Genomic DNA, 24,938 nt, shown 5'->3' on the forward strand with positions numbered 1-24,938 from the left:
GCGATTGGCGAGCCCTCCGGGCACAACGTCTCGACCACGGGTTGATGTCACGCTGGGTGATTCTAGCGACACGTTTCGTGGTATCGCAGTGAAAACGGCAAACTACTCAGTTCGTAGATGTGTGATCGACTATCCCATGACCAGAATCTGCAGGTCGGGGCGTGTTGATGACCCTCAGTTTGCCGATTCGAGGGCGCGGATCGACCTCCAGCGGACAATCACCCGCTGATACATCGCGAAGGCAAGTTCTTCCTGACCCGTATCCAGGCCCGCCAGGGCCGCGGCGACCTCCGCGACGGACTGGTCGCCCTGGAGCGTCCGGTCGTCCATCAGGTGGACGAGGCCGCCGTAGTCGAGCTCGACGAGCGAGTGGGGATGGAACTCCTCCAGCCAGCGGCCGATGTCCTCCACCTCGGTCAGCGCGGCGACCTGCCCGACATGGCGGCGGATGACCACCAGGGCCCGGGCCACCCGGCGGCGGGCCTGCGCCATCGAGGTGACGTACAGCATGTTCCTGGGCGGCGCGGCGGTGGTCTGCGAGACGGGCTCGGCCGGCTGCTCCGAGCCCAGCACGAGCCAGCGCTCGGCCGAGTCGAACGGCACGAACCACGCGGTCGGGACGTGCCAGGTGCTCGTGCGGATGTAGGTGCGCAGGGACTCCTCCCCGCGCTTGAACCGGTCGAAGTCGTCGGCGGTCTGCTCGGCGATGGCCTGGGGGACGAACCGGGAGGCCAGCCTGACCGGCGTGCTGCCGCGGAAGGAGGCGAACGCCAGCCACGACCGGAGCCTGCTCTGCCAGGGGCAGACGTAGAGCGTCTCCTCCACCCGCCGCAGGTAGGCGTTGGGGCTCTCGCGCTCGGGCGCGGGCAGGGGCGGGACGCTCAGCAGCCGGCGGACCGCCTCGCCGTGCTCGACCTCGAGCGCGCCGGCCCGGCGCGGCCGGTCGCGCGACCCGGCGTACCGGGCCCACCGCGCCCGATCCTGAGGGGTGAAAGCGGTCAGCGGCTCGTACACACGGAGATAGGCGGCGTAGGGGAGCACACCAGAATCGTGCCATGTCGGGGGAGGAACGCGCAGCACTGTCCCGGTTTTTCATGATCGTTTCATGGCCGGGTCGGCTAAGCTGGAGGCGAATCGCCGCGACGAGGCGGCGTACACGATCAGGAGTCACTACCGTGACCGACGTTTTCGGGCTGTCCCACAAGGAATCCGGCTCGGGTGACGGCGTCAACCCCGTTCAGCCGATACGGCACGAGCAGGTCGTCTTCTGCACCGACGAGCGCAGCGGCCTCTACGCGATCATCGCGATCTACAGCACCGCCCTCGGACCGGGGCTCGGCGGCACCCGGTTCTATCCCTACGAGAGCGAGCAGGCCGCCCTTGCCGACGTCCTCAACCTCTCCCGGGCCATGGCGTACAAGAACGCGCTGGCCGGGCTCGACCACGGCGGCGGCAAGGCCGTGATCATCGGTGATCCCTCGGCCGACAAGAGCGAGGCGCTCCTGCGCGCGTACGGCAGGTTCGTCCAGTCGCTGGGCGGCCGCTACTACACCGCCTGTGACGTGGGCACCTACAGCGAGGACATGGACGTCGTGGCGCGGGAGTGCTCCTACGTCACCGGCCGGACCCCGGCGCACGGCGGCGCCGGAGACTCCTCCATCCTCACCGCCTTCGGGGTCTTCCAGGGCATGCGGGCCGCCGCCGACCACATGTACGGCACCTCGTCCCTGAGGGGCCGGCGGGTCGGGGTCGAGGGGGTCGGCAAGGTCGGCCGCCGGCTCGTCGACCACCTGATCGAGGACGACGCCGAGGTCGTCGTCTGCGACGTCGACGAGCGGGCCGTCGAGTGGGTGCGGCAGCGCCATCCGGCCGTCGAGGTCGTGCCCGACGCCGCCACGCTGGCCGCGTCCGACATCGACGTGTACGCCCCCTGCGCGCTCGGCGGGGCGCTGGACGACGAGACCGTCCCCCGGCTCAAGGCGAAGATCGTCTGTGGCGGGGCGAACAACCAGCTCGCGCATCCGGGCGTCGAGAAGCAGCTCGCCGAGCGGGGCGTCCTGTACGCCCCCGACTACGTCGTCAACTCGGGCGGGGTCATCCAGGTGGCCGATGAAATCGGGGGATTCGACATGGAACGCGCCCGCGCGCGGGCCGCGATGATCTTCGACACCACCCGCAGGATCTTCCGGTCGGCCGAGGAGGAAGGGGTTCCTCCCGCGGTCGCCGCGGATAGGCTGGCGGAGCGCAGAATGTCGGAAATAGGTCGGCTTAGGGGGATTTGGCTCCGGCGCTGACCGCCGCCGCTCTTACGACGTACCGAGCGGCGCACAAACCAGGTACGGTAATAGGCGAACGAGAGACTGACGCCTGAAGTCAGGTGGCGTCGGTGCGCGGTGCGTTAGTGACGAGGGGTCGGGCACGACCCCGCATGAGGGGGTCGAGCCAATGGGGCGCGGCCGAGCCAAGGCCAAGCAGGTCAAGGTCGCCCGTCAGCTGAAGTACAACAGCGGCGGGACGGATCTTGAGCGCCTGCGCGCGGAGCTCGGAGTCGTGGACGCCGACGATTCCGGCCACAGTGACGAGCATGACCCTTACGACGAGTTGGCTGATCGCTACAGCGATTACGCGGCCGTCGACGACGATGACGGCGACGACGGCAGCCCCGGGCGGCGCTGAGCCGTTACCGATCGCCAGTTGAGTGACCCGGCGGGGACCGTTCCCCCGCCGGGTTGCTGACTCATATGCGGTGATCAGCGTGTCCGCGACCTGCGACGCGCCTTCACGCGAGGTGGTACGCCCGGTTGTGTGCGTGCCCGCCTCGCGCACTCGCCACGTCGGCCTGTTCGGGGAGCGCCCGGGGACGCCCGCGTTCTTCCGCTGACGGGCACCCTGCGACGGGAGCCGAGGCGAGCCCTCGCCGCCGGTCGGGGTGAACGGCGGGCACGCCGTGAGACGTGTCACACACCGGCCGCCGGACGACGCGGGCTCACCGACGGAAACGCGCCCGCCCCTCTCCGGCGACGATCTCGCCCAGCACCCAGGCGGGCAGGCCGCGGCCGGTCAGCAGCGCCAGCGCCCTGTCGGCCTCCGCCGCCGGGACGATCGCGCACATTCCCACGCCGAGGTTGAACGTCCTGTCCATCTCCTCCTGTGGCACGCCGCCGTGGCCGGCCAGCACCTCGAAGATCGCGGGAGGCGTCCAGGAGCTCCGGTCGAGCACGGCGTCGGCCGTCGCGGGCAGGGACCTGGCCAGGTTCGCCGCGAGCCCGCCGCCGGTGATGTGGGCGAGCGCGTGCACCTCGGTCTCCCGGATGAGCGCCAGGCAGTCGAGCGAGTAGACGCGGGTCGGCGTGAGCAGTTCCTCGCCGAGCGTGCGGCCCAGCTCGGGCAACTCCCGCTCCAGGTCCAGCCCGGCCTTCGCGATCACATGCCGGACCAGCGAGTAGCCGTTGGAGTGGACGCCGCTGGAGGCCAGCCCGAGCACCACGTCCCCCGGCACCACCCGGTCGGGCCCGAGCATCTCGTCGGCCTCGACGACCCCGGTGCCGGCGCCCGCGAGGTCGTACTCGTCGGGGCCCATCGCGCCGGGATGCTCGGCGGTCTCGCCGCCGACCAGCGCGCAGCCCGCGAGGCGGCAGCCTTCGGCGACGCCGCCGACGATGTCGGCGATGCGCTCCGGCACCACCTTCCCGCAGGCGATGTAGTCGGTCATGAACAGCGGCTCGGCCCCGCACACGACGAGGTCGTCCACCACCATGCCGACGAGGTCGATGCCGATCGTGTCGTGCTTGCCGAGCCGCTGCGCCAGCATGACCTTGGTGCCCACGCCGTCGGTGGACGTGGCGAGCAGCGGCCGGCGGTAACGCAGGAAGGCCGAGGCGTCGAAGAGCCCGGCGAAGCCGCTGGCGTCGTCGACGACCTCGGGCCGCCGGGACCGCGCCACCCGCGACTTCATCAACTCGACCGCGCGGTCGCCCGCCTCGATGTCGACGCCGGCGTCGGCGTAGCTGGTCATCGCTGGGCCTCCAGCACGAACTTGCCCACCCGGTCGTCCTCGATCGGGATGGGGTACTCACCGGTGAAGCAGGCGCGGCAGAGCCGGTCGGCGGGCAGCGTCGTCGCCCGGGTCAGCCCGTCGAGCGAGATGTAGCCGAGGGAGTCGGCGCCGAGCGAGGAGCGGATCTCCTCCACCGACAGCGACCCGGCGATCAGCTCCGCCCGGGTGGCGAAGTCGATGCCGTAGAAACAGGGCCAGGCGACCGGGGGCGAGGAGATCCGGACGTGCACCTCGGTGGCGCCCGCCTCGCGCAGCATCTTCACGATCGCCCGCTGGGTGTTGCCGCGGACGATCGAGTCGTCCACGACCACCAGGCGCTTGCCCTCGATGACCTCGCGCAGCGGGTTGAGCTTGAGCCGGATGCCGAGCTGGCGGATGGTCTGCGACGGCTGGATGAAGGTGCGGCCGACGTAGGAGTTCTTCACCAGGCCCTGGCCGTACGGGATGCCGCTCTGCTCGGCGTATCCGATGGCGGCCGGGGTGCCGGACTCGGGCGTCGGGATGACGAGGTCGGCGTCCACGGGGTGCTCACGGGCGAGCACGCGCCCGACCTCGACCCGGGTGGACTGCACGCCGCGCCCGGCGATCGTCGTGTCGGGCCGGGCGAGGTAGACGTACTCGAACAGGCAGCCCTTCGGCTCGGCCACCGCGAAGCGGCGCGAGCGCACGCCGCGCTCGTCGATCGTCAGCAGCTCGCCGGGCTCGATCTCCCGGATGAACGACGCGCCGACGATGTCGAGCGCCGCGGTCTCGGAGGCGACCACCCAGCCGCGCTCCAGCCTGCCCAGCACGAGCGGCCGGATGCCCTGCGGGTCGCGGGCGGCGAACAGCGTGGTCTCGTTCATCCAGACGAGCGAGTAGGCGCCCTTGACCTCCGGCAGCAGTTCGGCCGCGACGTCGTCCACGGGGCGCGAGGCGTCCTGCGCGAGCAGCGCGGTGAGCACCTCGGTGTCGGTGGTGGCCCGCATCGCACCGGACGTGAGCCGCTCGGCGAGCTGCGCGGTGTTGATCAGATTGCCGTTGTGGGCGAGCGCCAGCCCGCCGCCGTCGGTGGAGCTCAGCGTCGGCTGCGCGTTCTCCCAGACGCTCGATCCCGTCGTGGAGTAACGGCAGTGCCCGATGGACAGGTGCCCGCGCAGGGTGCCGAGGATCGACTCGTCGAAGACCTGGGCCACCAGGCCCATGTCCTTGTAGACGAGGATTCGGCTGCCCTCGCTGACCGCGATGCCCGCGGACTCCTGTCCACGGTGCTGCAGCGCGTAGAGGCCGTAGTAGGTGAGTTTGGAGACGTCCTCCCCAGGCGCCCATACGCCGAAGACGCCACAGGCGTCCTTCGGAGCGCGGTCCTGGGGGTCGAGGTCATGGCCCAGCCGGCCGTCGCCCTTCAACACACAGTCGAGTCTATTCAGGCATTGACGCTGCTCAAACCGGCGCATGCCCTTCGGCCGCCGTAACCCTCAACCGCTCTTTGCCGTGTCGTCCCTGCTCACACCGTGATTCCGGGAGAGCCTGAGGGCCGCGGCAGAGGCCAGAATCACGTACGGGAGGGATCATCGTGGCGAGACCCGGCGACCCCGGGCCCCCGTGCGGGCCGTACGGCGGGCCCCCGTACGGGGGACCTCCTGGCGGGCCTCCTCACGGCGGGCCGCCCTATGGCGAGCCCCCTTCCGGTGAGCCTACGGGCAGGCCACCGTACGGCGGGCCGTTGCCGCCGCCCTGGGGGCCGGACGGTCCCGGCGGGCCCTGGGGACCCGGAGGGCCGGGCGGCGGGCCCGGTGGTGGGCCCGGTGGGCCCGGTGGACCCGGTGGCGGCCTCGGCACGGCGGCGCTGGTGCTCGGGATCTGTTCGCTCGTCCTGCTGCTGTTCTGCGGCGTCGGGACGGTCCTGGCCGTCGTCGGGCTGGTCCTCGGCATCGTGGCGATCGCCAGGAACTCCAACAGGCGCAGAGCCACCGCCGGGGTCGTGCTGAACGCGCTGACCCTGGTCCTCGCCCTGATCCTCGGCGTGGTGCTCTACAACTGGTTCCAGAGCCGGCGCCTCGGCGAGTGCTTCGACTCCCGGCTCTACCCCACCCAGGAGGACGCGCGGCGCTGCGTGGACGACAGGCTCGGCCGGCCGCGGTGACCCCGGCGAGCCCGTCACCGCGCGCCTCGGGGTCGCCGCATGACAGGCCGGTGGCGGCGGAGCGTCCTGGCGTAAGGCCATGCCAGGGCGCCGGAGCGCGAGGTCACGCCAGCGGCAGGAGCCAGGACAGGTCGGCTCTGGCGCCGCTGGCCGCGATCTTCCCGGCGTCCGTCGCGTCGGCCCAGGACAGGCGGCCGGTGGCCAGTTCGAGCCAGGTGCGCGGATCGGTCTCGATCACGTTGGGCGGAGTGCCCCGGGTGTGCCGGGGCCCCTCCACGCACTGCACGGCCGCGTACGGCGGGACCCGCACCTCCACCGACCGCCCCGGCGCCCGCGCGGCCAGTTCCTCCAGCAGGTGCCGTACGGCGGCGCGGGCGGCTGTCCTGACCGGTGCCCGCCCGGCCTCGAAGGCGTCCAGCACGGCCCCCACACACACGCCGGCCGCCCTGGTCGCGGGGCCGTCGTACGGCGGCCGTCCGAGATCGGCGAGCTGGGCGTCGAGCGCCTCTCTGATCTTCTCGGGGTCGAGTCTGCGTGCCGGCACCGGCCCATTGTCCCGGATCCCGGCCCGCGGCCCGGCTCCCCGTCGGGTCGCGTACGCGCCGCGGTCCGGGCCGCGCGGCTCGCCCTGCCCGGCGCCCGGCCGTCCGGCCGGGGCTATGAACTTCGGGGGACGGTGCGTCGATCCTCCTGGCGGTCCGGGAGCGGGTCCTGACCGAGGATCCGAGTGCCGTTGGCGGCGGAGGCGCGTACCGCGGCGAAGCCCGAGTCGATCATCTCGCTCTCGTAGGAACGCAGCCCCGGCGGGCCGCCGCAGGCGAGAGCGGCGGTGAGCCGCGCAGCGTCCTGGAGGGCGAGGTTGGCCCCGGCCCCCGCCGCCGGGCTCATCGCGTGGGCCGCGTCGCCGAGCAGCGTGACGCGGGTGGTGCGCCAGGGGTCGACGGGGATGCTGGTGCGCAGCGCCAGCGGGACGATCTCCCGCCAGTCTTCGAGCATCTGCCGGACGCGGGGGTGCCAGCCGTGTGTCATCTCCATGACCAGGGATTTGAGCTGCTGCTGGGTCATGCGGTGGAGATCGGGCGGGAGTTCGTCGATCCGGGCGCTGAAGGAGCAGGTGGCGTAATCGCGGGTGCGGGCGACCCCCACCACGCGGTGGCCGGGTCCGGTGACCGCGCTGAACACGTTGTCCAGGTCCTCGGTCAGGCTGCGGGAGATCTTGCCGTAGAGCTGTGCGAGGCCGGTGCCGACGACGCGGGCGTGCGGCAGGTACTGCCTGCGGACCGTGGAGTTGACGCCGTCGGCGCCCACCAGCACCTCGCCGTCGGCCGTGGTGCCGTCGTCGAAGTACGCGGTCACCCGTCCGGCCTCGTCCCGGAAGGCGGTGAGGCGCCTGCCATAGCTGATCATCTCGTTCACGTCCGCCAGCAGGACGTCGCGTAACTCCTGCCGGTCGACCGACAGGTGCCGGCCGCCGAAATCATGCTCTTCCACAACGTGGAGTGCCGTATCGAAACGCACGAACCGGGCCTTGGGCGCGTGAGCGCCGGCCAGGAACGCGGATGCCCGCGTGGGCGCGAGCACCGATGTCAGCGCGTCGATGCCCAGGTCGCCCAGATGCAGACGGTAGCCCTGGCCGCGGACCACGGGCGAGGGATCACGCTCGTAGACGGCCACGTCGATGCCGTGCGCACGCAGTCCGTTGGCCAGGGCCAGGCCGCCCAGGCCCGCTCCGACGACGATCACTCTCATCGCGGCCCACCGCCGAAGCCGGCCGCGTGCTCAGCGGCCCATCGCGACAGCGGCATGGCCGGAGCAAGGCGTTCCATGGCGGAGTCCGCCCGGACGAGCCGCTCCACGAATCGCCTTCCGGCGTTCCCTGTGGCGCCGGAAACCAGATGGGTGCTCATGCGTTCACGATCGCCTCGGCACGGCCGGGCCCGCAGTTCAACGGCCTGTACGTGGAGGCAAATCGCAGGAAAGCATACAATATGGCGAAAATTAGCGTGCTGGACGGCATTGACCGTGCTCTCGTGCACGCGCTCCAGCTCGACGGCCGGGTGCCCTTCCGCCGGGTCGCCGAGGTCATCGGCACCTCCGAGCACACCATCGGGCGCCGCTACCGCAGGCTGCGCTCTCAGGGACTCCTGCGGGTGGTCGGCATGCTGGACGGCACTCGCTTCGGGCGGGTCTCCTGGGCGGTGCGTCTGGTGTGCACGCCGGACGCCGCCAGGCCGGTGGCCGAGGCGCTGGCCCGGCGCGAGGACACCGTCTGGGTACGGCTGCTGTCCGGCGGCACCGAGATCGCCTGCGGGGTCCAGGCCGGTGAGGAGGGGGACGACCTGCTGCTGAAGAGGCTTCCCAGGACTCCGCGCATCGCCTCGATGTCGGCTCACGCCACGCTGCACATGTTCGCCGGGTGGCGCAGCCGGACGGCCGCGCTCTCCGAGGAGCAGGCCGCCCGCCTGAGCCCGGATCCCCTGGACGACGAGCACGAGATCACCCTGAGCGGCGAGGACCACGCCCTGCTGCGGGTGCTGGCCCAGGACGGCCGGGCCGGCCTCGGCGAACTGGCTGCGGCCGCAGGATGCTCGCAGACCACCGCCCGCCGGCGACTCGAACAACTGCGCGCCGCCGGGGCCCTGCGTCTCGACGTGGAGATCCCCGCACAGGTGCTCGGCTACCACGCCGAGGCATGGTTGTGGATGAAGGTCGAGCCACGGGCCCTGACCGCCGTCGGCGCGGCCATGGCCGGTCACGCCGAGGCCGACGTGGTGGCGGCCACCACCGGCCCGGCCAACCTCATGGCCGGGGTGACCTGCCGCGACACTCGGGCCCTCTACCGCTACCTGACCGAACGGGTGGCGCCTTTGAGCGGGGTGATCGAGGTGGAGACCGCTCCGGTGATCCGCACGATCAAGCGGGCCGGCGCCCTACTGCCCGCCACCCCGCTCCCCGGCGTCGCCCTCTCGTCCTGAACCGTCGCCGCCCTTCCCGGCCCTTCCCGGCCGTCCGGAGAGTCAGGCGACGGGCTCGGGCACGGCCGATTCGGCGGGCACGGACGCGGCGGTGCGGGTGCGGCGCAGCGAGTAGAGGCTGACCGGCACGCCGACCAGCACGATCGCCCCCGCGATGAGCAGTGTGAACCGGTACGCCTCCAGGAAGGTGTGCAGCGGAGGGCCGGTGAGCGCGCTCTGCCTGGCGCTCAGGACGGCGCCCAGGATCGTGACCCCGAGCAGGCCGAAGACCTCGCGGGAGACGTTGAGCACACCCGAGGCCACCCCCGCACGGGCGGGGGGCATGGCGTTCAGCACGACGTTCGTCAGCGGGACGAGCAGGCCGCCGCCCAGGCCGTACACGAGGAACCAGGGGAGCAGATCGCCGTAGTGGGAGCCCTCGCCCGCGCTCGACAGCCCGGCGACGGCCACCGCCATCAGGCCGAGACCGGCCGCGACGGTCGGCCCGCTGCCGAAACGCTCGGCGAGCCGGGGCGCGACGGTCGCCGACACCGCCATGAGCAGCGCCATCGGCACGAAGCCCGCACCGGCCTCGATCGGGGAGAACCCGAGCGCGCTCTGCAGATAGATCGCCGTGAAGAAGTAGATGCCGAACACCCCGAACGCCCACAGCCCCATCGCCAGCAGCCCGCCGCTGAAGACCCGCTCCCTGAACAGCGTCAGGTCGATCATCGGCTGCGCCGTACGGGACTCGACCACGAGGAAGGCGACGGCGGCCACCGCGGCGACGGCGAACGCGCCGAGGATCGGGCCGGAGGTCCACCCGCGGGACGCGCCCTCGATCAGCGCGTAGGTGAGGGCGAACAGCGAGACGGCGGAGGTGGCCAGGCCCGGCAGGTCGAGGGAGAGCCGCCCGGTCGCGCCCCGCCCGGAAGCGACCGTGACCTGCCCGGTGGTGACCTGCCCGGTGGCGACCTGCTCAGGCGTGACCCGCTCCACCCGGATCGCCCGCGCGCCGATCACGGCCGCCACCACGCCGATCGGCGCGTTGATCAGGAAGATCCAGCCCCAGTGGGCGTTCTCGCTGAGGAAACCGCCGGTGAGCGGGCCGATCGCGAGGGCCAGGGCGCCGACGGCGCTCCAGACGCCGACGGCCGTCGCCCGCTCACGCGGGTCGGGGAAGATCCGCGGCAGCAAGGCCAGCGTGGCCGGAGTCACCAGCGCCGCGCCGAGCCCCTGCAGGGCCCGCGCGCCGATCAGCGTCTCCTGGTTCCAGGCCAGGCCCGCCGCCACCGAGGCGAGCGTGAAGACCGTCAAGCCGGTGAAGAACGCGGCCCGGGGACCGAAGACGTCAGCGAGGCGTCCCCCGGCGAGCAGCAGTCCCGCGAAAACCAGGATGTACGCACTCACGATCCACTCCAGGCCGGAGATCGTCAGCGCCAGGTCGCGCTGGATCGTGGGCAACGCCACGTTGACGACGTTGTTGTCCAAATACGTCATGAATGTCGCAAGCGCCACCGCGACGAGCGCCCACCACCGTCCAGACATGAGTCCTCCTCTTGTACGGAGTACATGTACGGCGTACATGTACAGTGCATAGGAGAACTTGTACGTCGTATAGTTGTCAAGTGCGGAGGTAGCGAGGGAGCGGACCATGGCTGACACGGAGCGGTTGAGCCGCCGGGCGCTGGTGGAGAAGGCCGTCGAGGTGGCCGACTCCGAGAGCCTCGACGCCGTCACGGTGCGGCGGCTGGCCCAGGAGCTGGGCGTCACGCCGATGGCGCTGTACTGGCACGTCAAGAACAAGGACCAGTTGCTCGCCTGCCTCTCCGATCACCTCCTGGCCGAGGTCACGCCCGAGTTCGACCCCGCCGCGCCGTGGAACCTCCGGCTGCGCGCGATGGTCGAGGCGCTGGTGGGGGTGATGCGGCGGCACCGGTTCATGCCGCAGCTGTTCGCGCTGGTCAAGGAGGAGGAGGTGCCCAGCTTCACCCGGGCGACCGAGGCCGCGCTCGACCTGCTGTCGCTGGCGGGTTTCACGCTCTCGGAGGGCTGGGCCGTGTCCCACTACCTCCTGCAGGGCGCGATCGCCCTCGTCGGCGGCGAGCCGGGGTGCCCCCAGAGGCTCACGGCCGCGCAGGCGGCCGAGTGGCGGCGGCAGAAGCGGCTCGCCCTGGAACGGCTGCCGGCCGACCAGTTCCCCCGCATGGTGGAGTTCGCGAAGCTGATGGAGAACGAGACGGACGTGGAGGCCTACTACACGTTCGGCCTGGACCTCCTGATGGGTGGCGTCGAGACCATGGCCGCGAGGAAGTCGCGGGGCGGTGCGACGGGCGACGCCGCGTCATAGCCCTGTGGTCGAAGTTGCACATCCGTGATGTTTCGGACGTCAACCAAAGCACCTTCCGGCACGTGTGATACGCGCGTACAACTTTGATCTTCACGCTCCGCGTGCCGCAGAAAGGGAAGTCCCGTGGCTATCAAGTTGCCGGGCGGTCGGACCATCGGCCTTGTGACGGCTGGTGCTCTGGTGGGGTCGGTTCTGGTTCTGGGTGGGGCGGCGACGGCCTCGTCGGCGAGTGGTGGCGCGTACTACGCGTGTGTGAACAAGTCGACGCGGTACATGCGTCTGGTCGGGGTGACGACCACCTGTAAGGCGACCGAGTACAAGGTGTCGTGGAACCAGGCGGGTCCGCAGGGGCCGCAGGGTCCGGCGGGGATCGGCGGCACGGGTGCGCAGGGTCCCCAGGGCCCGCGTGGTCTGCAGGGCCCGAGGGGTCTGCAGGGCCCGCGCGGCCTTCAGGGCCCCAAGGGCGACACGGGCGCCCAGGGCCCGAAGGGCGAGACCGGCGCGCAGGGGCCGAAGGGCGAGACCGGCGCGCAGGGTCCCAAGGGCGACGACGGCAAGGCCGGTCCGGCAGGTCCGCAGGGCCCGAAGGGCGACGACGGCAAGCAGGGGCCGCAGGGCGAGCGCGGTCCGGCCGGTCCGCAGGGCCCGAAGGGCGATGACGGCAGGAACGGCGTCACCGGGCCGCAGGGCCCCAAGGGGGACACCGGTCCGAAGGGCGAGAAGGGCGACACGGGCGCGCGTGGTCCCGCGGGCCCGGCAGGCCCCGCGGGCGAGGGGGGTTCCGCCACCGTCGTCACCAAGGCCGACTCCCTCTACCTGCCGGCCGCCGGTGGCAGCGACTCCGTCATGTGCCCGAGCGGAACCGTCGCCACGGGAGGCGGCTTCGTCGCCGGTGGCTCGGGCCAGCCCTTCATCACCACCAACGCGCCGTACCTGAACGACGACGACAAGGCGGTCGGCTGGAAGCTCTACGGCAAGAACGTCAGCGGCACCATCTACGTGCTGTGCCTCAAGAGCTAGTGCTGTAGCCGGAAGCGATCACCGGGCCCGCGCGTGGCTCCCCGTGCCGATCGGATGGGGTCGATCACATCCGATCGGCACGCCGGGAACGCGCCCGCGTACGCAGCGAGAAAGGCACGCCTCGATCCGGGCTCAGGCCGGCCGGGTGGGGGGCCGGAGGCCGTCCATCAGGAGGTCCAGCAGGCGACCGGCCTTGGCTTCGTGATCGCGCCGGGGGGCCACGGTGAAGATGCCGATGAGGGAGGCGGCGATGTCTTCGGCGGTGACGTCGGAGCGGAGGTCGCCCGCCGCGCGACCGGCGTCGAGAATCGTGGTGATGGCCGCCAGCAACTCGCTCCGGGTCTGCGCATGGGCGATCTCGCCCGACTCGATCATCGCGAGCAGCGTGTCGAGCATGCCGTTCTTGGTCGCGATCCAGTCCCCGAACAAGTCCATCCAGCGCCGCATCGCCGCAGCCGGGGGCAGCCGGCCGAGCAGCTCGCGGGCGCCGGTCGTCAGCCGCACGACCTGGTCCCGGTAGACCGCGTCGACCAGCGACTCGCGGGTCGGGAAGTGCCGATAGAGCGTGGCGATGCCGACTCCGGCCTCGCGGGCGATCGCACGCATCGACGGCTCGGCGTCAGCCGACACGAACACGCGGGTCGCCACCGCGAGCAACTGGTCGCGGTTGCGGGTCGCGTCCGCCCGTGGCGCGCGCAGCTCCGCCTCAGTAAAAACGGATCGTGCTCCGGTTGTGTTAGGGTCGCCCATGGAAACGGAGCATATTCCGTTTCGGCGCGTTCCCTCGTCCCCAAGGAGCCAGGCGTACATGCAGGAACAGAGCGATCAACCGCCGGCGGGCAGGAGCAGGGCGGTCCGGCTCGATTCGTTCGGCGGCCCCGAAGTCCTGGACATCCGTGAGGTTCCCGCTCCGCAGGCCGGCCCGGGACAGATCCGCGTGCGGGTCACCGCGGCCGGTCTGAACCCGATGGACTGGATCATGACCGCCGACGCGGACACCGCCGCCCGGTTCGGCCTGAGCCTCCCGGCCGGATTCGGGACCGACTACGCGGGACTGGTCGACCAGGTCGGTGACGGGGTGACCGGCTTCGCGCCCGGCGACCGGGTGTTCGGGGGCGCCCTGTCCCGCGCGGTCGCCGACTTCGTGGTGATCGACACGGCCGGGGGGAGCGCGGCGAACGAGGCCCATCACACTCCGGACGGCGTCGACGACCGCACCGCCGCCACCCTCACGATCGCCGGCCGCACGGCATCCGCCGCCCTCGCCGTGGTCGGCCCCGGCCCGGACGACACGGTGCTGATCGGCGGCGCGGCGGGCGGGGTCGGGGTGTTCGCCGTCCAGCTGGCCCGGATCGCGGGAGCGCGCGTGATCGGGACGGGATCGGCGACATCATCCGATTTCCTGCGCGATCTCGGAGCCGAGCCGGTCGCGTACGGCGACGGCCTGGCCGACCGGGTTCGCGCCCTCGCTCCCGGCGGTGTCACCGCCGCCGTCGATCTGTACGGGACGGAGACGGCGCACGCGGCGAGGGAACTCGGCGTCCCGGACGGCCGCATCTGCACCATCGCCGCGCAGGTCGACGGCGTGCCGACGGCCAACGGCGCGAACGCCGCCCCCGGCGCCCTGGAAGAGGTCGCCGCCCTGGTCGCGGCGGGCCGGCTGCGGGTGCCTGTCGCGGCGAGCTTCCCGGTCGAGCAGATCCGCCGCGCGGCCGAGCTCCAGGCGGGCCGGCACGTGCACGGCAAGATCGTCATCGACATCTAGATCAAGGCCGTCGCGACGATGGACGCGGTGTCGTCGTCACCGATCAGGAGGGAACGGCCTCCCGCCTACTGAGAGCCGCGGACAAATCTGACTGTGCGGCCTGACTCGCGGCCTTGATGCGCATACGTGATGTTTGTGCCGTCAACCATCCCTTTCTTTCGCACGTGTATCACTCGTACCTCTTGTGATCCAAGCACCTCGTGTGCCGCAGAAAGGGAAGTCCCGTGGCTATCAAGTTGCCGGGCGGTCGGACCATCGGCCTTGTGACGGCTGGTGCTCTGGTGGGGTCGGTTCTGGTTCTGGGTGGGGCGGCGACGGCCTCGTCGGCGAGTGGTGGCGCGTACTACGCGTGTGTGAACAAGTCGACGCGGTACATGCGTCTGGTCGGGGTGACGACCAAGTGCAAGGCGACCGAGTACAAGGTGTCGTGGAACCAGGCGGGTCCGCAGGGGCCGCAGGGTCCGGCGGGGATCGGCGGCACGGGTGCGCAGGGTCCCCAGGGCCCGCGTGGTCTGCAGGGTCCGAGGGGTCTGCAGGGCCCGCGTGGCCTTCAGGGCCCCAAGGGTGACACGGGCGCGCAGGGCCCGAAGGGCGAGACCGGCGCGCAGGGCCCCAAGGGCGACGACGGCAAGGCCGGCGAGCAGGGCCCGCGTGGTCTGCAGGGCCCCAAGGGTGACGACGGCAAGGACGGCAAGGACGGCAAGGACGGCGTCGCCGGCGTCTCGTACAAGTCGGCCGAGTTCAGCTTCGGCCTCGGCGGCGGCTCCAAGAGCCTGAGCTGCGACAGCGGGACCTATGCGACCGGCGGCGGCTACCGCGGCACCAACATCGTCGGTGAGGTCACCACCAACGGCCCGATCATCACCGGAGGCAAGCCGACCGGCTGGGAGGTCAAGGGGTCCGTCGGCACCAAGGGCACCATGTACGTCATCTGCGTCGGCGTCTGAGTCAGCCACGCCGCCGGAAGGGTGGAGTCCGTGGGGGCTCCACCGTACGGCGCTCCACATATGCCTGCCGTACGCGACGAGGCGTTGGCGTACGGCACCGCGAAGGCCCTTCCGGAGGGGTTACCGGAGGGGTCTTCGCGCGTTTCCGGCCTGCTTTCGACTCCGCCGCTCCCGGAGGCCGCGCGACAGGCACACGCGCGGCCCTCGTAGCCCCGGAAGGCGGTCGCCGACTCCGGGTACTAGGGTGGCCGGTCATGATCGAGCCCTCCTACGTCCGGGTCGCCCGGGCGGCGTACGACGCGATGGCCGGAGACTACGTCGACTTCGCCCGGCACTCGCTGGCCGGCAAGCCCTTCGAACGCGCGATGCTCGCCACGTACGCCGAGCTCGTGCGGACGTCGGACCTCCCGGGCCCGGTGGTCGAGGCCGGGTGCGGAACGGGCCGGATCACGGCGCACCTGCACGCGCTCGGCCTCGACGTCTCCGGCGTCGACCTGTCACCGGGCATGATCGCGGTAGCCCGTCAGGAGCACCCGCACATCCGGTTCGAGGAAGGCCGCCTCGCGGCCCTGGACATCGCCGACGAGTCCCTGAGCGGCGTGGTCGCCTGGTATTCGATCATCCACACGCCGCCGGAGGATCATCCGGCGGTGCTGGCCGAGTTCCACCGGGTGCTGGCGCCCGGCGGTCATCTCCTGCTCGCCTTCCAGGTCGGCCAGGTCGGCGACGAGCCGTTCCACCTCGCGGAGGCGTTCGGGCACCAGGTCGGGCTCGACTTCCACCGCGTCTCGCCGGATCACCTGACCCGGCTGCTGGCCGACGCGGGAATCCCCGTGATCGCCCGCCTGCTCTGCGAACGCGGCGAGTCCGAACGGACCCCCCAGGCCTACCTCGTCGCCCGCAAGCCGGTGGCCGCCGCCGGCCCGCCGTCCGGGTCGTGACGAAGGGTCAGGTCCACTCCACGTGGGCCCGTACGGCCCCGGCGTCGTCGACCCAGCCCTTGGAGGCGGCGTACTCCAGCATCCGGTCGAGCCTGTCCCGCCACTCCGGGTCCCGGCCCTGGTCACCGGCCAGGCGGATGATGTCCTCCCGGGTGAGCCAGACATGGTCCTCGCGCCGGGCCGTCACCTTGAGAGCGGTGAAGTCCTCCGGGTCGTGAAGAGACCGGGGACTCAGTTCCGCGTCAAGCCACACTGTCTTCTCCTCTGCCGGAGGCGACGATCACCGGAGTGACTTTACGCGCTCCCGCCCCGGATAGGCCGTCTGATCACGATGGTCCCGGGACACCGACTATGGAACGGTGTAGCTTTGCACCACCTCGCACCCTTTGTGGTCGACTGCGCAATCGGACGGAAAGACGTCTCATGAGAAACGCCACGCTCGTCGGCGCCTTCGTCGTACCCCTGGTCGTCCCCGCCGTGGCGTGGCCGGCGGCCGCGGCCACCGCCGCACCCGCGATGTCCGTGCCGACCGGGACGGGCGCGATCCGCTGCCCGAAGCCGACCAGGACCGTCGGCAGCGCCGGTGAGCTGCACGAGGCGCTCAGGTCGGCACGTGCGGGCGACGTCATCCGGCTGCGGCCCGGCACCTACCGGGGCAGGTTCGTCGCCCGGCACTCCGGCACGCCGAAGAAGCCGATCTACCTGTGCGGCCCCGCCGCGGCGGTGCTGGACGGCGGCGGCGTCGGCAAGGGGTACGGCTTCCACCTCGACCGGGCCGGTTACTGGCGCCTGGTGGGCTTCACCGTCAGGAACAGCCAGAAGGGCGTCATGGCGGACGGAACCCGGGGCTCGGTCATCCAGGGCCTCACCGTCCGCGACATCGGCGACGAGGCCGTCCATCTGCGTGCCTTCAGCAGCGGCAACATCGTCCAGTACAACCGGATCGACAACACCGGCCTGCGTCGCGCGGAGTTCGGCGAGGGCGTCTACCTCGGCTCGGCGAAGTCCAACTGGGATCGGTACTCCGGCGGGCGGATGGACCGGAGCGACCGGAACCTGGTCCGCGGGAACGTCATCCGGTCCAGGGCCGAGGCGGTGGACGTCAAGGAGGGCACCCGCGGGGGCCGCATCGTCGGCAACGTCTTCGACGGGTCGGCGCTCGTCGCCGCGACCGCCGACTCGTGGGTCGACGTCAAGGGCAACGGCTACCTGATCGAGGGCAACGTCGGCAGGAACACCCCCGCCGACGGCTTCCAGACCCACGAGATCGTCGACGGCTGGGGCACCGGCAACGTCTTCCGCAGGAACACCCTCTATCTCGACGGCGCCGCCGGTGTCGGCATCAACGACACCGTAGGCGGAAACAGAATCACCTGCGACAACAAGGCGGTCGGCGGCCGTCTGCTCAAGAACGGCAGGTGTTCCTGACGCCCCCGGGCGATGTGCCTCACTGGCCCACGCGGCCGTCGACGCACTCCCGCAGCAGGTCCGCGTGGCCGCAGTGCCGGGCGTACTCCTCGATCCGGTGCACCAGCAGGTCGCGGACGGCGATGGCGTCCTTCCCCAGACGCACGCTCAGATCCTGGTGCTCGGCCAGCGCGGCGTCGGTGGCCTCCTGCTCACGGGCGAGGTCGGCGTACGCGGCGTCGACCACCGCCTGGTCGGCGAGCGCTCCGTCGAAGTCGCCACCCGGGCCGTACAGCTTCGGCGGCGGGCCACCGGGAAGGATCCAGCCGCGCCAGTCCCGCTCCGCCTCGGCGAGGTGCCGGAGCAGGCCGAGCAGCGACATGGTCGACGGCGGCACCGACCGGCGGGCCAGCTGCTCCGCGCTGAGCCCCTCGCACTTCATCAGCAGGGTCAGCCGGTAGTTCCTCAGGTACTCCCGCAGCGTCGCCAGTTCGCCTTCCGGGCTGACTTCGTTGTTCTCGCGGGGATCGTCAGCCGGATCCACCCACATGTCTCGATATACGGTCGCCTGAGTCCATCGTTGGGGCTGGTCGTTCACCGTGCCCATGGTGGCCCCCGAGCACTCCGCTCGCCAGCCGTTTTCCCCGCCGCGACGCAAGGACCCTGACGTGGTGAGTTCACGGCCGGATCGAGGCGCAGGGCTGGATAACCGCGCACCAGTTCGGCCATGCGATTCAAATCCCCGGGAGTGAGAGAGACAAGGCTGAAGCCGCCGGTGCTCGTGGTGGTGTGAAGGTGGTCGAGGAAAGCCGCGTGAGTCGTGGGCCCCCCGTACTTGTTGATCAGCCGCGCCATCGCGATCCGGAGGACTCGAAGACGGCGATACGTCCCGAGTCCGACTCCCCACCACGGAAGGCCGAGGGCCCTTCCGGACGGGGTCGTCCGGAAGGGCCCTCGGACAGACGATCAGCCGAAGACGCGGGGCAGGGCCGAGGTGTGGGCCTCGCGAAGCTCGGCGACCGGGACGTCGAGCACGCCCTCGACCACGAGCGCGTCGCCGCCGGTGAGGCCGAGCCCGGAGCAGGGCACCTCGTGCCGGGCGCACAGCTCGGCGAACGCGTCGAACGCGTCCGGGCGGACGCACACCAGCGCACGCGCGGCCGACTCGCTGAACAGGTCGGTGAACGCGTCCTCGCCCGGCAGCGTCACCGTGCAGCCGACGCCACGGGAGAGGCACGCCTCGGCCAGGGCGATCGCGAGACCGCCGTCGGAGAGGTCGTGCGAGCCCTCCAGCAGCCCGCGGGCCGCCGCCTCGGCCAGCACCGCGGCCAGGGCGCGCTCGGCCTCCAGGTTCACCTGGGGCGGCAGCCCGCCCAGGTGGCCGTGGACCACGTGCGCCCACTCCGAGCCGCCGAACTCCTCGCGGGTCTCGCCCAGCAGCAGCACGCGCAGGCCGGCCTCCGGGAAGCCGGACCTGACCCGCCGCGCCACGTCGTCGATCACGCCCAGCACGCCGATCACGGGTGTCGGGTTGATCGCGGTCGAGCCGGTCTGGTTGTAGAACGACACGTTCCCGCCGGTGACCGGCACGCCGAGGGTGCGGCAGGCGTCGGCGAGCCCGCGTACGGCCTCCGAGAACTGCCACATGACCTCGGGGTCCTCCGGAGAGCCGAAGTTGAGGCAGTTGGTGACCGCGAGCGGCTTCGCGCCGGTGACGGCGACGTTCCGGTACGCCTCCGACAGCGCGAGCTGCGCCCCGCTGTACGGATCGAGCCTGGCGTAGCGGCCGTTGCCGTCGGTCGCCAGCGCGATGCCCCGGGTGGTCTCCTCCGCCCCCGGCATCGTCTCCGAGATCCGCAGCATGCCGGCGTCGGCGGGCTGGGCCAGGACGGTGTTGCCTCGTACGTACCGGTCGTACTGGGAGGTCACCCACTCCTTCGACCCGAGGTTGGGCGAGCCGAGCAGGGTGAGCAGGGTCTCGCGCAGGTCCGCGGGCCGGGGCAGGCGCTCGGGGCCGTCGGCGTTGAGCGCCGCCTGCCCGGCGGGCTCGTGGAACGGGCGCTCGTAGACCGGGCCCTCGTCGGCGGCCGTGCCCGGCGGGATGTCGACGATGACCTCGCCGTCCCACGTCATGACGAGCCTGCCGGAGTCGGTGACCTCGCCGATCACGGTCGCCGGGACGTCCCACTTGTCGCAGATCGCCATGAAGGCCGGGATGTCGTCGGGCGTGACGACCGCCATCATGCGTTCCTGCGACTCGCTCATCAGGATCTCCTCGGGCCGCAGCGAGGGATCGCGCAGCGGGACGAGGTTCAGGTCCACCCGCATGCCGCCGGTGCCCTTGGCGGCCAGCTCGGTGGTCGCGCAGGACACCCCGGCCGCGCCGAGGTCCTGGATGCCGACGACCACGTCCGCCTGGTAGAGCTCCAGGCAGCACTCGATCAGCAGCTTCTCCATGAACGGGTCGCCGACCTGTACGGCGGGCCGCTTGGCCTGCGACTCGTCCTCGAAGGTGGCCGACGCGAGCACCGACGCGCCGCCGATGCCGTCCGCGCCGGTACGCGCGCCGAACAGCACGACCTTGTTGCCGGGGCCGGGGGCGGTGGCCAGCTTGATCTGGTCCTTGCGCAGCAGGCCGACGCACAGGGCGTTGACGAGCGGGTTGCCGATGTAGCAGGGGTCGAAGACGACCTCTCCGCCGATGTTGGGCAGGCCGAGGCAGTTGCCGTAGTGGCTGATGCCCTCCACCACCCCGGGCAGCACCCGGCGGGTGTCGGGCTGGTCGGCTCCGCCGAAGCGCAGCGAGTCCATGACCGCGACCGGCCGGGCGCCCATCGACATGATGTCGCGCACGATGCCGCCGACGCCCGTCGCGGCGCCCTGGTGCGGCTCGACGTACGACGGGTGGTTGTGCGACTCGATCTTGAAGGTGGCGGCCCAGCCGTCGCCGACGTCGACCACGCCGGCGTTCTCGCCCATGCCGACGAGCAGGGCCTCCGACTCGGGCGCCTTGGTCCCGAACTGCCGCAGGTGGACCTTCGACGACTTGTAGGAGCAGTGCTCGCTCCACATCACCGAGTAGATCGCCAGCTCGGAGCCGGTCGGCCGCCGTCCGAGGATCTCCCGTACGCGCTGGTACTCGTCGTCCTTCATGCCCAGCTCGGCGTACGGCTGACGCTCTTCGGGCGTCTCCTGCGCGCGCTTCACGCTGTCGAGGGCCATCACGCGTTCACCAGCCTCTTCAGGATCGAGGTGAAGAAGCCGCGGCCGTCCACGCTCGGCGCGCCGGTCAGGTCCTCGACCGCGTGCTCGGGGTGGGGCATGAGGCCGACGACGTTCCCGGCCTCGTTGGCGATCCCCGCGATGTCGTTGAGCGAGCCGTTGGGGTTGCCGCCGGCGTAGCGGAAGACCACCCGGCCCTCGCCCTCCAGCGCCGCCAGCGTGGCGGCGTCGGCGACGTAGCGGCCCTCGCCGTGCTTGATCGGCAGCACGATCTCCTGGCCGTCCGCGAAGTCCGCGGTCCAGGCCGTACGCGTGCTCTCCACGCGGATGCGCTGGTCGCGGCAGATGTAGTGCAGGCCCTCGTTGCGGGTCAGCGCGCCCGGCAGCAGGTGCGCCTCACAGAGGATCTGGAAGCCGTTGCAGGTGCCGAGCACGGGCAGCCCGGCCTGCGCGGCCGGGATCAGCTCGGTCATGAGGGGGGAGAACCGGGAGATCGCCCCGCAGCGAAGGTAGTCGCCGTAGGAGAACCCGCCGGGCAGGAAGACGGCGTCGACGCCCTTGAGGTCGTGGTCGGCGTGCCACAGCGGCACCGCCTCCGCTCCGGCCAGCCGTACGGCTCGCGCGGCATCCTGGTCGTCGAGTGTTCCGGGGAAGGTGACGACGCCCACCCGGGCAGCGCTCATGACTGTGTTCCCTCCAAGGATCGCCGCCAGGCCGGACGCCACCGTCTCATGTGCCGGACGGCGGTCAGTGGCGGTACACCTCAGAGTATCGGAGCCGCCAAATCGGCCGCTCTCGCGGAGCCCCGAACCGATCGGGGCGCGTCATGAGCCACCCGTGCCGCGCTCTGGGCCGGCGCGGCCGGTGGCCGGGGTCCTCAGACCCCGGCCAGGTGGCGGTCGAGAGTGAGATGGTGGGCGATGGCGTCCTCGGCCCAGTCGAGCTCCTTGCACAGCCGCACGGTCGTGCCGCGGCCGGGCGTGATGTCGAAGGACAGGTCGTCCACGACGGCCCGCATGATCAGGATTCCACGGCCGTGCTCGGTCTCGGCCGGCGGGTGCTGCCGGGGAATCATGTGCAGCCCCTCGCCGCCGTCGGCGACGCGCAGCTCACATCGGCCGTTGCCGATGGTGGCCATGACCTCGTAACGGTTGGCTGGTCCACCGTGCCTTACAGCGTTGGCGCATGCCTCGGACGTGGCCAGGAGTATGTCGGACACGCACTCCTCGGTCACCCCGAGGGACCTGAGCGCGTTCCCCACCACGCGGCGGACCATCGGGATGCCGATCGCATCCCTCGGCATGGCCAGCGAGAACTCAATATCCACCGGACCCCTCCCCGGTGTCGAAGGTCACCACGGTAGGCTTCCCCACTGAATCAGGGCTAACCGCAAAATCACGGTCCTGTTATTCGGGGCGTGCCTCATGGGTGGGTTTAAGACGACCTATGTCCCATTTACGAGGGAGAAGTTAGGGGCACGGCGGTGTGAAATGCACCACTTCACTCCGCGACGTGGATTGCGAAGTCCTCGATCACCGTGTTGGCCAGCAGGGTTTCGGCCATCTTTCGGACTTCCGAAAGGGCGGCCTCGTCCGCGGGCCCGTCCAGCTCCAGCTCGAACCGCTTGCCCTGCCGCACCTCGGAGACCCCGGAGAAGCCGAGCCGCGGCAGCGCCCGGGCGATCGCCTGCCCCTGCGGGTCGAGGATCTCCGGCTTGAGCATGACGTCGACGATGACGCGCGCCACGATGTGCCTCCAATTTCGAGTGGTCCGCCAGTTTCGGGGGGTCCGCCGGTTTCGGTGGGTCCGTTTCGCGGTCAAGCCTAGTGGCGGCCCGGCGACGCGCTCGCGACGGGCCACGCGGCGGGCGGAGCCGCGGCGGAGGAGTGTGGCGCCTCACGCCCCGGGAATCGGAGAAGTGTGGACAGGAGGCGGGGTCTTGCGCGAAGGGGTGTGACTTCTGCCACGATGTCCGCATATGCGACCGGTCGCCCACCCCCAGCGGCCGACCGCCGACCCTACCCGGCCCTCCGGCGGTGGCGACCCCACCAGTGGCGGGCACGAGACGCACAGGAGTGGCATGTGACAGCCCACGCCCCTCGCGGTGCCGACGCACCCCCGGATCTCGTCCAACTGCTCACCCCCGAGGGAGAGCGGGTCGAGCATCCCGACTACGACATCGAGCTGACCGCCGAAGAGGTCCGCTCCCTCTACCGCGACCTGGTCCTCGTCCGCCGCATCGACCTGGAGGCCGTCGCGCTCCAGCGACAGGGCGAGCTCGGCCTCTGGGCGTCCCTGCTCGGGCAGGAGGCCGCGCAGGTCGGGTCGGGCCGGGCGCTCACCGGCGCCGACATGGCCTTCCCCACCTACCGCGAGCACGGCGTGGCCTGGTGCCGCGACGTCGACCCGGTCAACCTGCTCGCGCTGTTCCGCGGCGTGAACAACGGCGGATGGAACCCGGCCGAGCACAACTTCCACCTCTACACGATCGTCATCGGCTCCCAGACCCTGCACGCGGTCGGGTACGCCATGGGCGTCCAGCGCGACGGCGGGGAGTCCGCGGCGATCGTCTACTTCGGCGACGGCGCGACCTCCCAGGGCGACGTGAACGAGTCCTTCATCTGGGCCTCGGTGTTCAACGCCCCGGTCGTGTTCTTCTGCCAGAACAACCAGTGGGCGATCTCCGAGCCGCTGGAGAAGCAGTCGAAGATCCCCCTCTACAAGAGGGCCTCGGGCTTCGGCTTCCCCGGCATCCGGGTCGACGGCAACGACGTGTTCGCCTGCCTGGCCGTGACCCGCCGCGCGCTGCGGAACGCCCGCGAGGGGCAGGGCCCGACCCTGATCGAGGCGTTCACCTACCGGATGGGCGCGCACACCACGTCCGACGACCCCACCCGCTACCGCCTCGCGAACGAGCTGGAGGCCTGGAAGCTGAAGGACCCCATCGAGCGGGTCAAGGCGTACCTGTTCAAGAACCAGCTCGCCGACCAGGAGTTCTTCGAGAAGGTCGACGCGGAGGCCGACGCCCTCGGCAAGGACGTGCGCGACCGGTGCCTCGCGCTGCCCGACCCGCCGCCCGGGGCTATCTTTGATCACGTGTACGCGGGCGCCCACGCACTCCTCGACGAGGAGCGCGAGCAGTATCTGACCTACCTGGCGGGATTCGAGCGATGACCACACTGACTCTCGCCAAGGCGTTGAACGAGGGACTGCGCCGCTCGATGGAGGACGACCCCAAGGTCCTCCTCATGGGAGAGGACGTCGGCAAGCTCGGCGGCGTCTTCCGGGTCACCGACGGCCTGCAGAAGGACTTCGGCGAGGACCGCGTCATCGACACTCCGCTCGCCGAGTCGGGGATCATCGGCACGGCGATCGGCCTGGCCCTGCGCGGCTACCGGCCCATCTGCGAGATCCAGTTCGACGGGTTCGTGTTCCCGGCCGCCGACCAGATCATCACGCAGCTTGCCAAGATGCCGCTGCGGTCGCTCGGCACGCTGAAGCTGCCGGTCGTCGTGCGCATTCCCTGCGGCGGCGGCATCGGGGCGGTCGAGCACCACTCCGAATCGCCGGAGGTGTACTTCACCCACACCGCCGGCCTGCGAGTGGTCGCGTGCTCCAACCCCGCCGACGCGTACACCATGATCCAGGACGCGGTCCGCTGCGACGACCCGATCATCTTCTTCGAGCCCAAGCGCCGTTACTGGGACAAGGCCGAGGTGGACCTCGCCGCCCCCGGCCTGCCGCTCGACCGCGCCCGCGTCGTACGGCCCGGCCGGGACGTCACGCTCGTGGCGTATGGGCCGATGGTGAAGACCTGCCTGGAGGCCGCGTCGGCGGCCGAGGAGGACGGACGGGACATCGAGGTGATCGACCTGCGCTCGCTCAACCCGCTGGACGCCGAGGTGCTGACCGAGTCGGTGACGCGGACCGGCCGCTGCGTGGTCGTCCACGAGGCTCCGGTCTTCACCGGGTTCGGGGCCGAGATCGCGGCGCGGGTCACCGAGCGCTGCTTCTACCACCTGGAATCCCCGGTGCTGCGGGTGGGCGGGTTCTCCACGCCGTACCCGCCGTCCCGGCTGGAGGAGCACTACCTGCCCGACCTCGACCGGGTGCTCGACGCCGTCGACCGCTCGTTCGCTTACTAGAGGGG

The 24,938-nt window shown here is 71.2% G+C and carries 25 protein-coding genes; 12 read left to right on the forward strand and 13 right to left on the reverse strand.

Translation table 11 applies throughout. From position 1 onward, the window contains the following. Positions 1–174: 174 nt before the first annotated feature. The gene (locus HHX40_RS33125) at positions 175–1,041 is read right to left on the reverse strand and encodes a hypothetical protein (RefSeq protein WP_117410312.1); all 867 of its coding nucleotides are present in this window, start codon (positions 1,039–1,041) and stop codon (positions 175–177) included. Positions 1,042–1,175: 134 nt separating this feature from the next. Here HHX40_RS33125 and HHX40_RS33130 point away from each other — a divergent pair, with 134 nt between their 5' ends. Both HHX40_RS33130 and HHX40_RS33135 read left to right on the forward strand, forming a co-directional pair. Next, positions 1,176–2,294 (forward strand): Leu/Phe/Val dehydrogenase, encoded by a 1,119-nt coding sequence (locus HHX40_RS33130; RefSeq protein WP_310738387.1) that lies wholly within the window; start codon positions 1,176–1,178, stop codon positions 2,292–2,294. 151 nt (positions 2,295–2,445) lie between these two features. Beyond that, positions 2,446–2,676, forward strand: a complete 231-nt coding sequence (locus HHX40_RS33135; RefSeq protein WP_117410310.1) for a DUF3073 domain-containing protein — start codon at positions 2,446–2,448, stop codon at positions 2,674–2,676. A 310-nt stretch (positions 2,677–2,986) separates the two neighbouring features. Here the strand turns inward: HHX40_RS33135 and purM are convergent, their stop codons facing one another. Further along, a complete protein-coding gene (gene purM / locus HHX40_RS33140) occupies positions 2,987–4,015 on the reverse strand; it encodes a phosphoribosylformylglycinamidine cyclo-ligase (protein ID WP_138461725.1) in 1,029 nt (342 codons plus the stop codon). Next, positions 4,012–5,448: an amidophosphoribosyltransferase gene (gene purF / locus HHX40_RS33145; RefSeq protein ID WP_117410308.1), complete on the reverse strand. Its 1,437-nt coding sequence runs from the start codon at positions 5,446–5,448 to the stop codon at positions 4,012–4,014. Before purF ends, purM begins: the two co-directional genes overlap by 4 nt. 440 nt (positions 5,449–5,888) lie before the next feature. On the opposite strand from purF, the gene HHX40_RS33150 reads away from it, so the two are divergent. Continuing rightward, on the forward strand, positions 5,889–6,182 hold the full coding sequence (locus HHX40_RS33150) for a DUF4190 domain-containing protein (protein WP_117410244.1): 294 nt from the start codon (positions 5,889–5,891) through the stop codon (positions 6,180–6,182). A 103-nt stretch (positions 6,183–6,285) separates the two neighbouring features. Here the strand turns inward: HHX40_RS33150 and HHX40_RS37390 are convergent, their stop codons facing one another. Then, a complete protein-coding gene (locus HHX40_RS37390; RefSeq protein ID WP_182883731.1) occupies positions 6,286–6,726 on the reverse strand; it encodes a sterol carrier family protein in 441 nt (146 codons plus the stop codon). Positions 6,727–6,839: 113 nt separating this feature from the next. Then, the gene (locus HHX40_RS37395) at positions 6,840–7,931 is read right to left on the reverse strand and encodes an FAD-dependent oxidoreductase (protein WP_182883732.1); all 1,092 of its coding nucleotides are present in this window, start codon (positions 7,929–7,931) and stop codon (positions 6,840–6,842) included. A gap of 239 nt (positions 7,932–8,170) precedes the next feature. On the opposite strand from HHX40_RS37395, the gene HHX40_RS33165 reads away from it, so the two are divergent. Further along, complete coding sequence (locus HHX40_RS33165) at positions 8,171–9,157, forward strand: Lrp/AsnC family transcriptional regulator (RefSeq protein ID WP_182883733.1); 987 nt, start codon at positions 8,171–8,173, stop codon at positions 9,155–9,157. A 42-nt stretch (positions 9,158–9,199) separates the two neighbouring features. Here HHX40_RS33165 and HHX40_RS33170 read toward each other — a convergent pair whose 3' ends face one another. Beyond that, positions 9,200–10,684 carry an MFS transporter gene (locus HHX40_RS33170; RefSeq protein ID WP_182883734.1) on the reverse strand — a complete coding sequence of 495 codons (1,485 nt, stop codon included), beginning with the start codon at positions 10,682–10,684 and terminating at the stop codon, positions 9,200–9,202. Positions 10,685–10,790: 106 nt separating this feature from the next. On the opposite strand from HHX40_RS33170, the gene HHX40_RS33175 reads away from it, so the two are divergent. Further along, on the forward strand, positions 10,791–11,486 hold the full coding sequence (locus tag HHX40_RS33175; RefSeq protein WP_182883735.1) for a TetR family transcriptional regulator: 696 nt from the start codon (positions 10,791–10,793) through the stop codon (positions 11,484–11,486). 252 nt (positions 11,487–11,738) lie between these two features. Further along, positions 11,739–12,506, forward strand: a complete 768-nt coding sequence (locus tag HHX40_RS33180; RefSeq protein ID WP_220499880.1) for a collagen-like protein — start codon at positions 11,739–11,741, stop codon at positions 12,504–12,506. 132 nt (positions 12,507–12,638) lie between these two features. On the opposite strand, the gene HHX40_RS33185 is transcribed toward HHX40_RS33180, so the two are convergent. After that, complete coding sequence (locus tag HHX40_RS33185; RefSeq protein ID WP_182878235.1) at positions 12,639–13,256, reverse strand: TetR/AcrR family transcriptional regulator; 618 nt, start codon at positions 13,254–13,256, stop codon at positions 12,639–12,641. 58 nt (positions 13,257–13,314) lie between these two features. Between HHX40_RS33185 and HHX40_RS33190 the strand changes: the two genes are divergently transcribed. The 3 genes from HHX40_RS33190 to HHX40_RS33200 all read left to right on the forward strand — a co-directional run bounded on the left by HHX40_RS33190 (position 13,315) and on the right by HHX40_RS33200 (position 16,159). Then, positions 13,315–14,271 (forward strand): NADP-dependent oxidoreductase, encoded by a 957-nt coding sequence (locus tag HHX40_RS33190; RefSeq protein ID WP_182883736.1) that lies wholly within the window; start codon positions 13,315–13,317, stop codon positions 14,269–14,271. A gap of 353 nt (positions 14,272–14,624) precedes the next feature. Next, positions 14,625–15,218, forward strand: a complete 594-nt coding sequence (locus HHX40_RS33195; RefSeq protein ID WP_220499881.1) for a collagen-like protein — start codon at positions 14,625–14,627, stop codon at positions 15,216–15,218. Positions 15,219–15,472: 254 nt separating this feature from the next. After that, positions 15,473–16,159 (forward strand): class I SAM-dependent methyltransferase, encoded by a 687-nt coding sequence (locus HHX40_RS33200; RefSeq protein WP_182883737.1) that lies wholly within the window; start codon positions 15,473–15,475, stop codon positions 16,157–16,159. Positions 16,160–16,166: 7 nt separating this feature from the next. On the opposite strand, the gene HHX40_RS33205 is transcribed toward HHX40_RS33200, so the two are convergent. Next, positions 16,167–16,412, reverse strand: coding sequence for a hypothetical protein (locus HHX40_RS33205; RefSeq protein WP_117409633.1), 246 nt, complete (start codon positions 16,410–16,412; stop codon positions 16,167–16,169). A gap of 170 nt (positions 16,413–16,582) precedes the next feature. On the opposite strand from HHX40_RS33205, the gene HHX40_RS33210 reads away from it, so the two are divergent. Beyond that, a complete protein-coding gene (locus HHX40_RS33210; RefSeq protein WP_220499882.1) occupies positions 16,583–17,587 on the forward strand; it encodes a right-handed parallel beta-helix repeat-containing protein in 1,005 nt (334 codons plus the stop codon). Positions 17,588–17,606: 19 nt separating this feature from the next. Here HHX40_RS33210 and HHX40_RS33215 read toward each other — a convergent pair whose 3' ends face one another. The 5 genes from HHX40_RS33215 to purS all read right to left on the reverse strand — a co-directional run bounded on the left by HHX40_RS33215 (position 17,607) and on the right by purS (position 22,534). Further along, complete coding sequence (locus tag HHX40_RS33215) at positions 17,607–18,116, reverse strand: DinB family protein (protein ID WP_259404142.1); 510 nt, start codon at positions 18,114–18,116, stop codon at positions 17,607–17,609. A 416-nt stretch (positions 18,117–18,532) separates the two neighbouring features. Next, complete coding sequence (gene purL / locus HHX40_RS33220) at positions 18,533–20,788, reverse strand: phosphoribosylformylglycinamidine synthase subunit PurL (protein ID WP_182883740.1); 2,256 nt, start codon at positions 20,786–20,788, stop codon at positions 18,533–18,535. Beyond that, on the reverse strand, positions 20,788–21,471 hold the full coding sequence (purQ, locus tag HHX40_RS33225) for a phosphoribosylformylglycinamidine synthase subunit PurQ (protein ID WP_138461732.1): 684 nt from the start codon (positions 21,469–21,471) through the stop codon (positions 20,788–20,790). Before purQ ends, purL begins: the two co-directional genes overlap by 1 nt. A 194-nt stretch (positions 21,472–21,665) precedes the next feature. Further along, on the reverse strand, positions 21,666–22,115 hold the full coding sequence (locus tag HHX40_RS33230; RefSeq protein ID WP_117409638.1) for an ATP-binding protein: 450 nt from the start codon (positions 22,113–22,115) through the stop codon (positions 21,666–21,668). A gap of 173 nt (positions 22,116–22,288) precedes the next feature. Continuing rightward, the gene (gene purS, locus HHX40_RS33235) at positions 22,289–22,534 is read right to left on the reverse strand and encodes a phosphoribosylformylglycinamidine synthase subunit PurS (protein WP_138461733.1); all 246 of its coding nucleotides are present in this window, start codon (positions 22,532–22,534) and stop codon (positions 22,289–22,291) included. Positions 22,535–22,870: 336 nt separating this feature from the next. Here purS and pdhA point away from each other — a divergent pair, with 336 nt between their 5' ends. Together pdhA and HHX40_RS33245 are read left to right on the forward strand one after the other, a co-directional pair. After that, positions 22,871–23,962, forward strand: coding sequence for a pyruvate dehydrogenase (acetyl-transferring) E1 component subunit alpha (gene pdhA / locus HHX40_RS33240; RefSeq protein ID WP_310738388.1), 1,092 nt, complete (start codon positions 22,871–22,873; stop codon positions 23,960–23,962). Then, entirely contained in the window at positions 23,959–24,933 is a 975-nt protein-coding gene (locus HHX40_RS33245) for an alpha-ketoacid dehydrogenase subunit beta (RefSeq protein WP_182883742.1), read from the forward strand. Before pdhA ends, HHX40_RS33245 begins: the two co-directional genes overlap by 4 nt. Positions 24,934–24,938 lie beyond the last annotated feature (5 nt).

Origin of the sequence: Microbispora sp. H10949 (genome assembly GCF_014161435.1) — a bacterium.
Lineage (GTDB): Bacteria > Actinomycetota > Actinomycetes > Streptosporangiales > Streptosporangiaceae > Microbispora > Microbispora triticiradicis.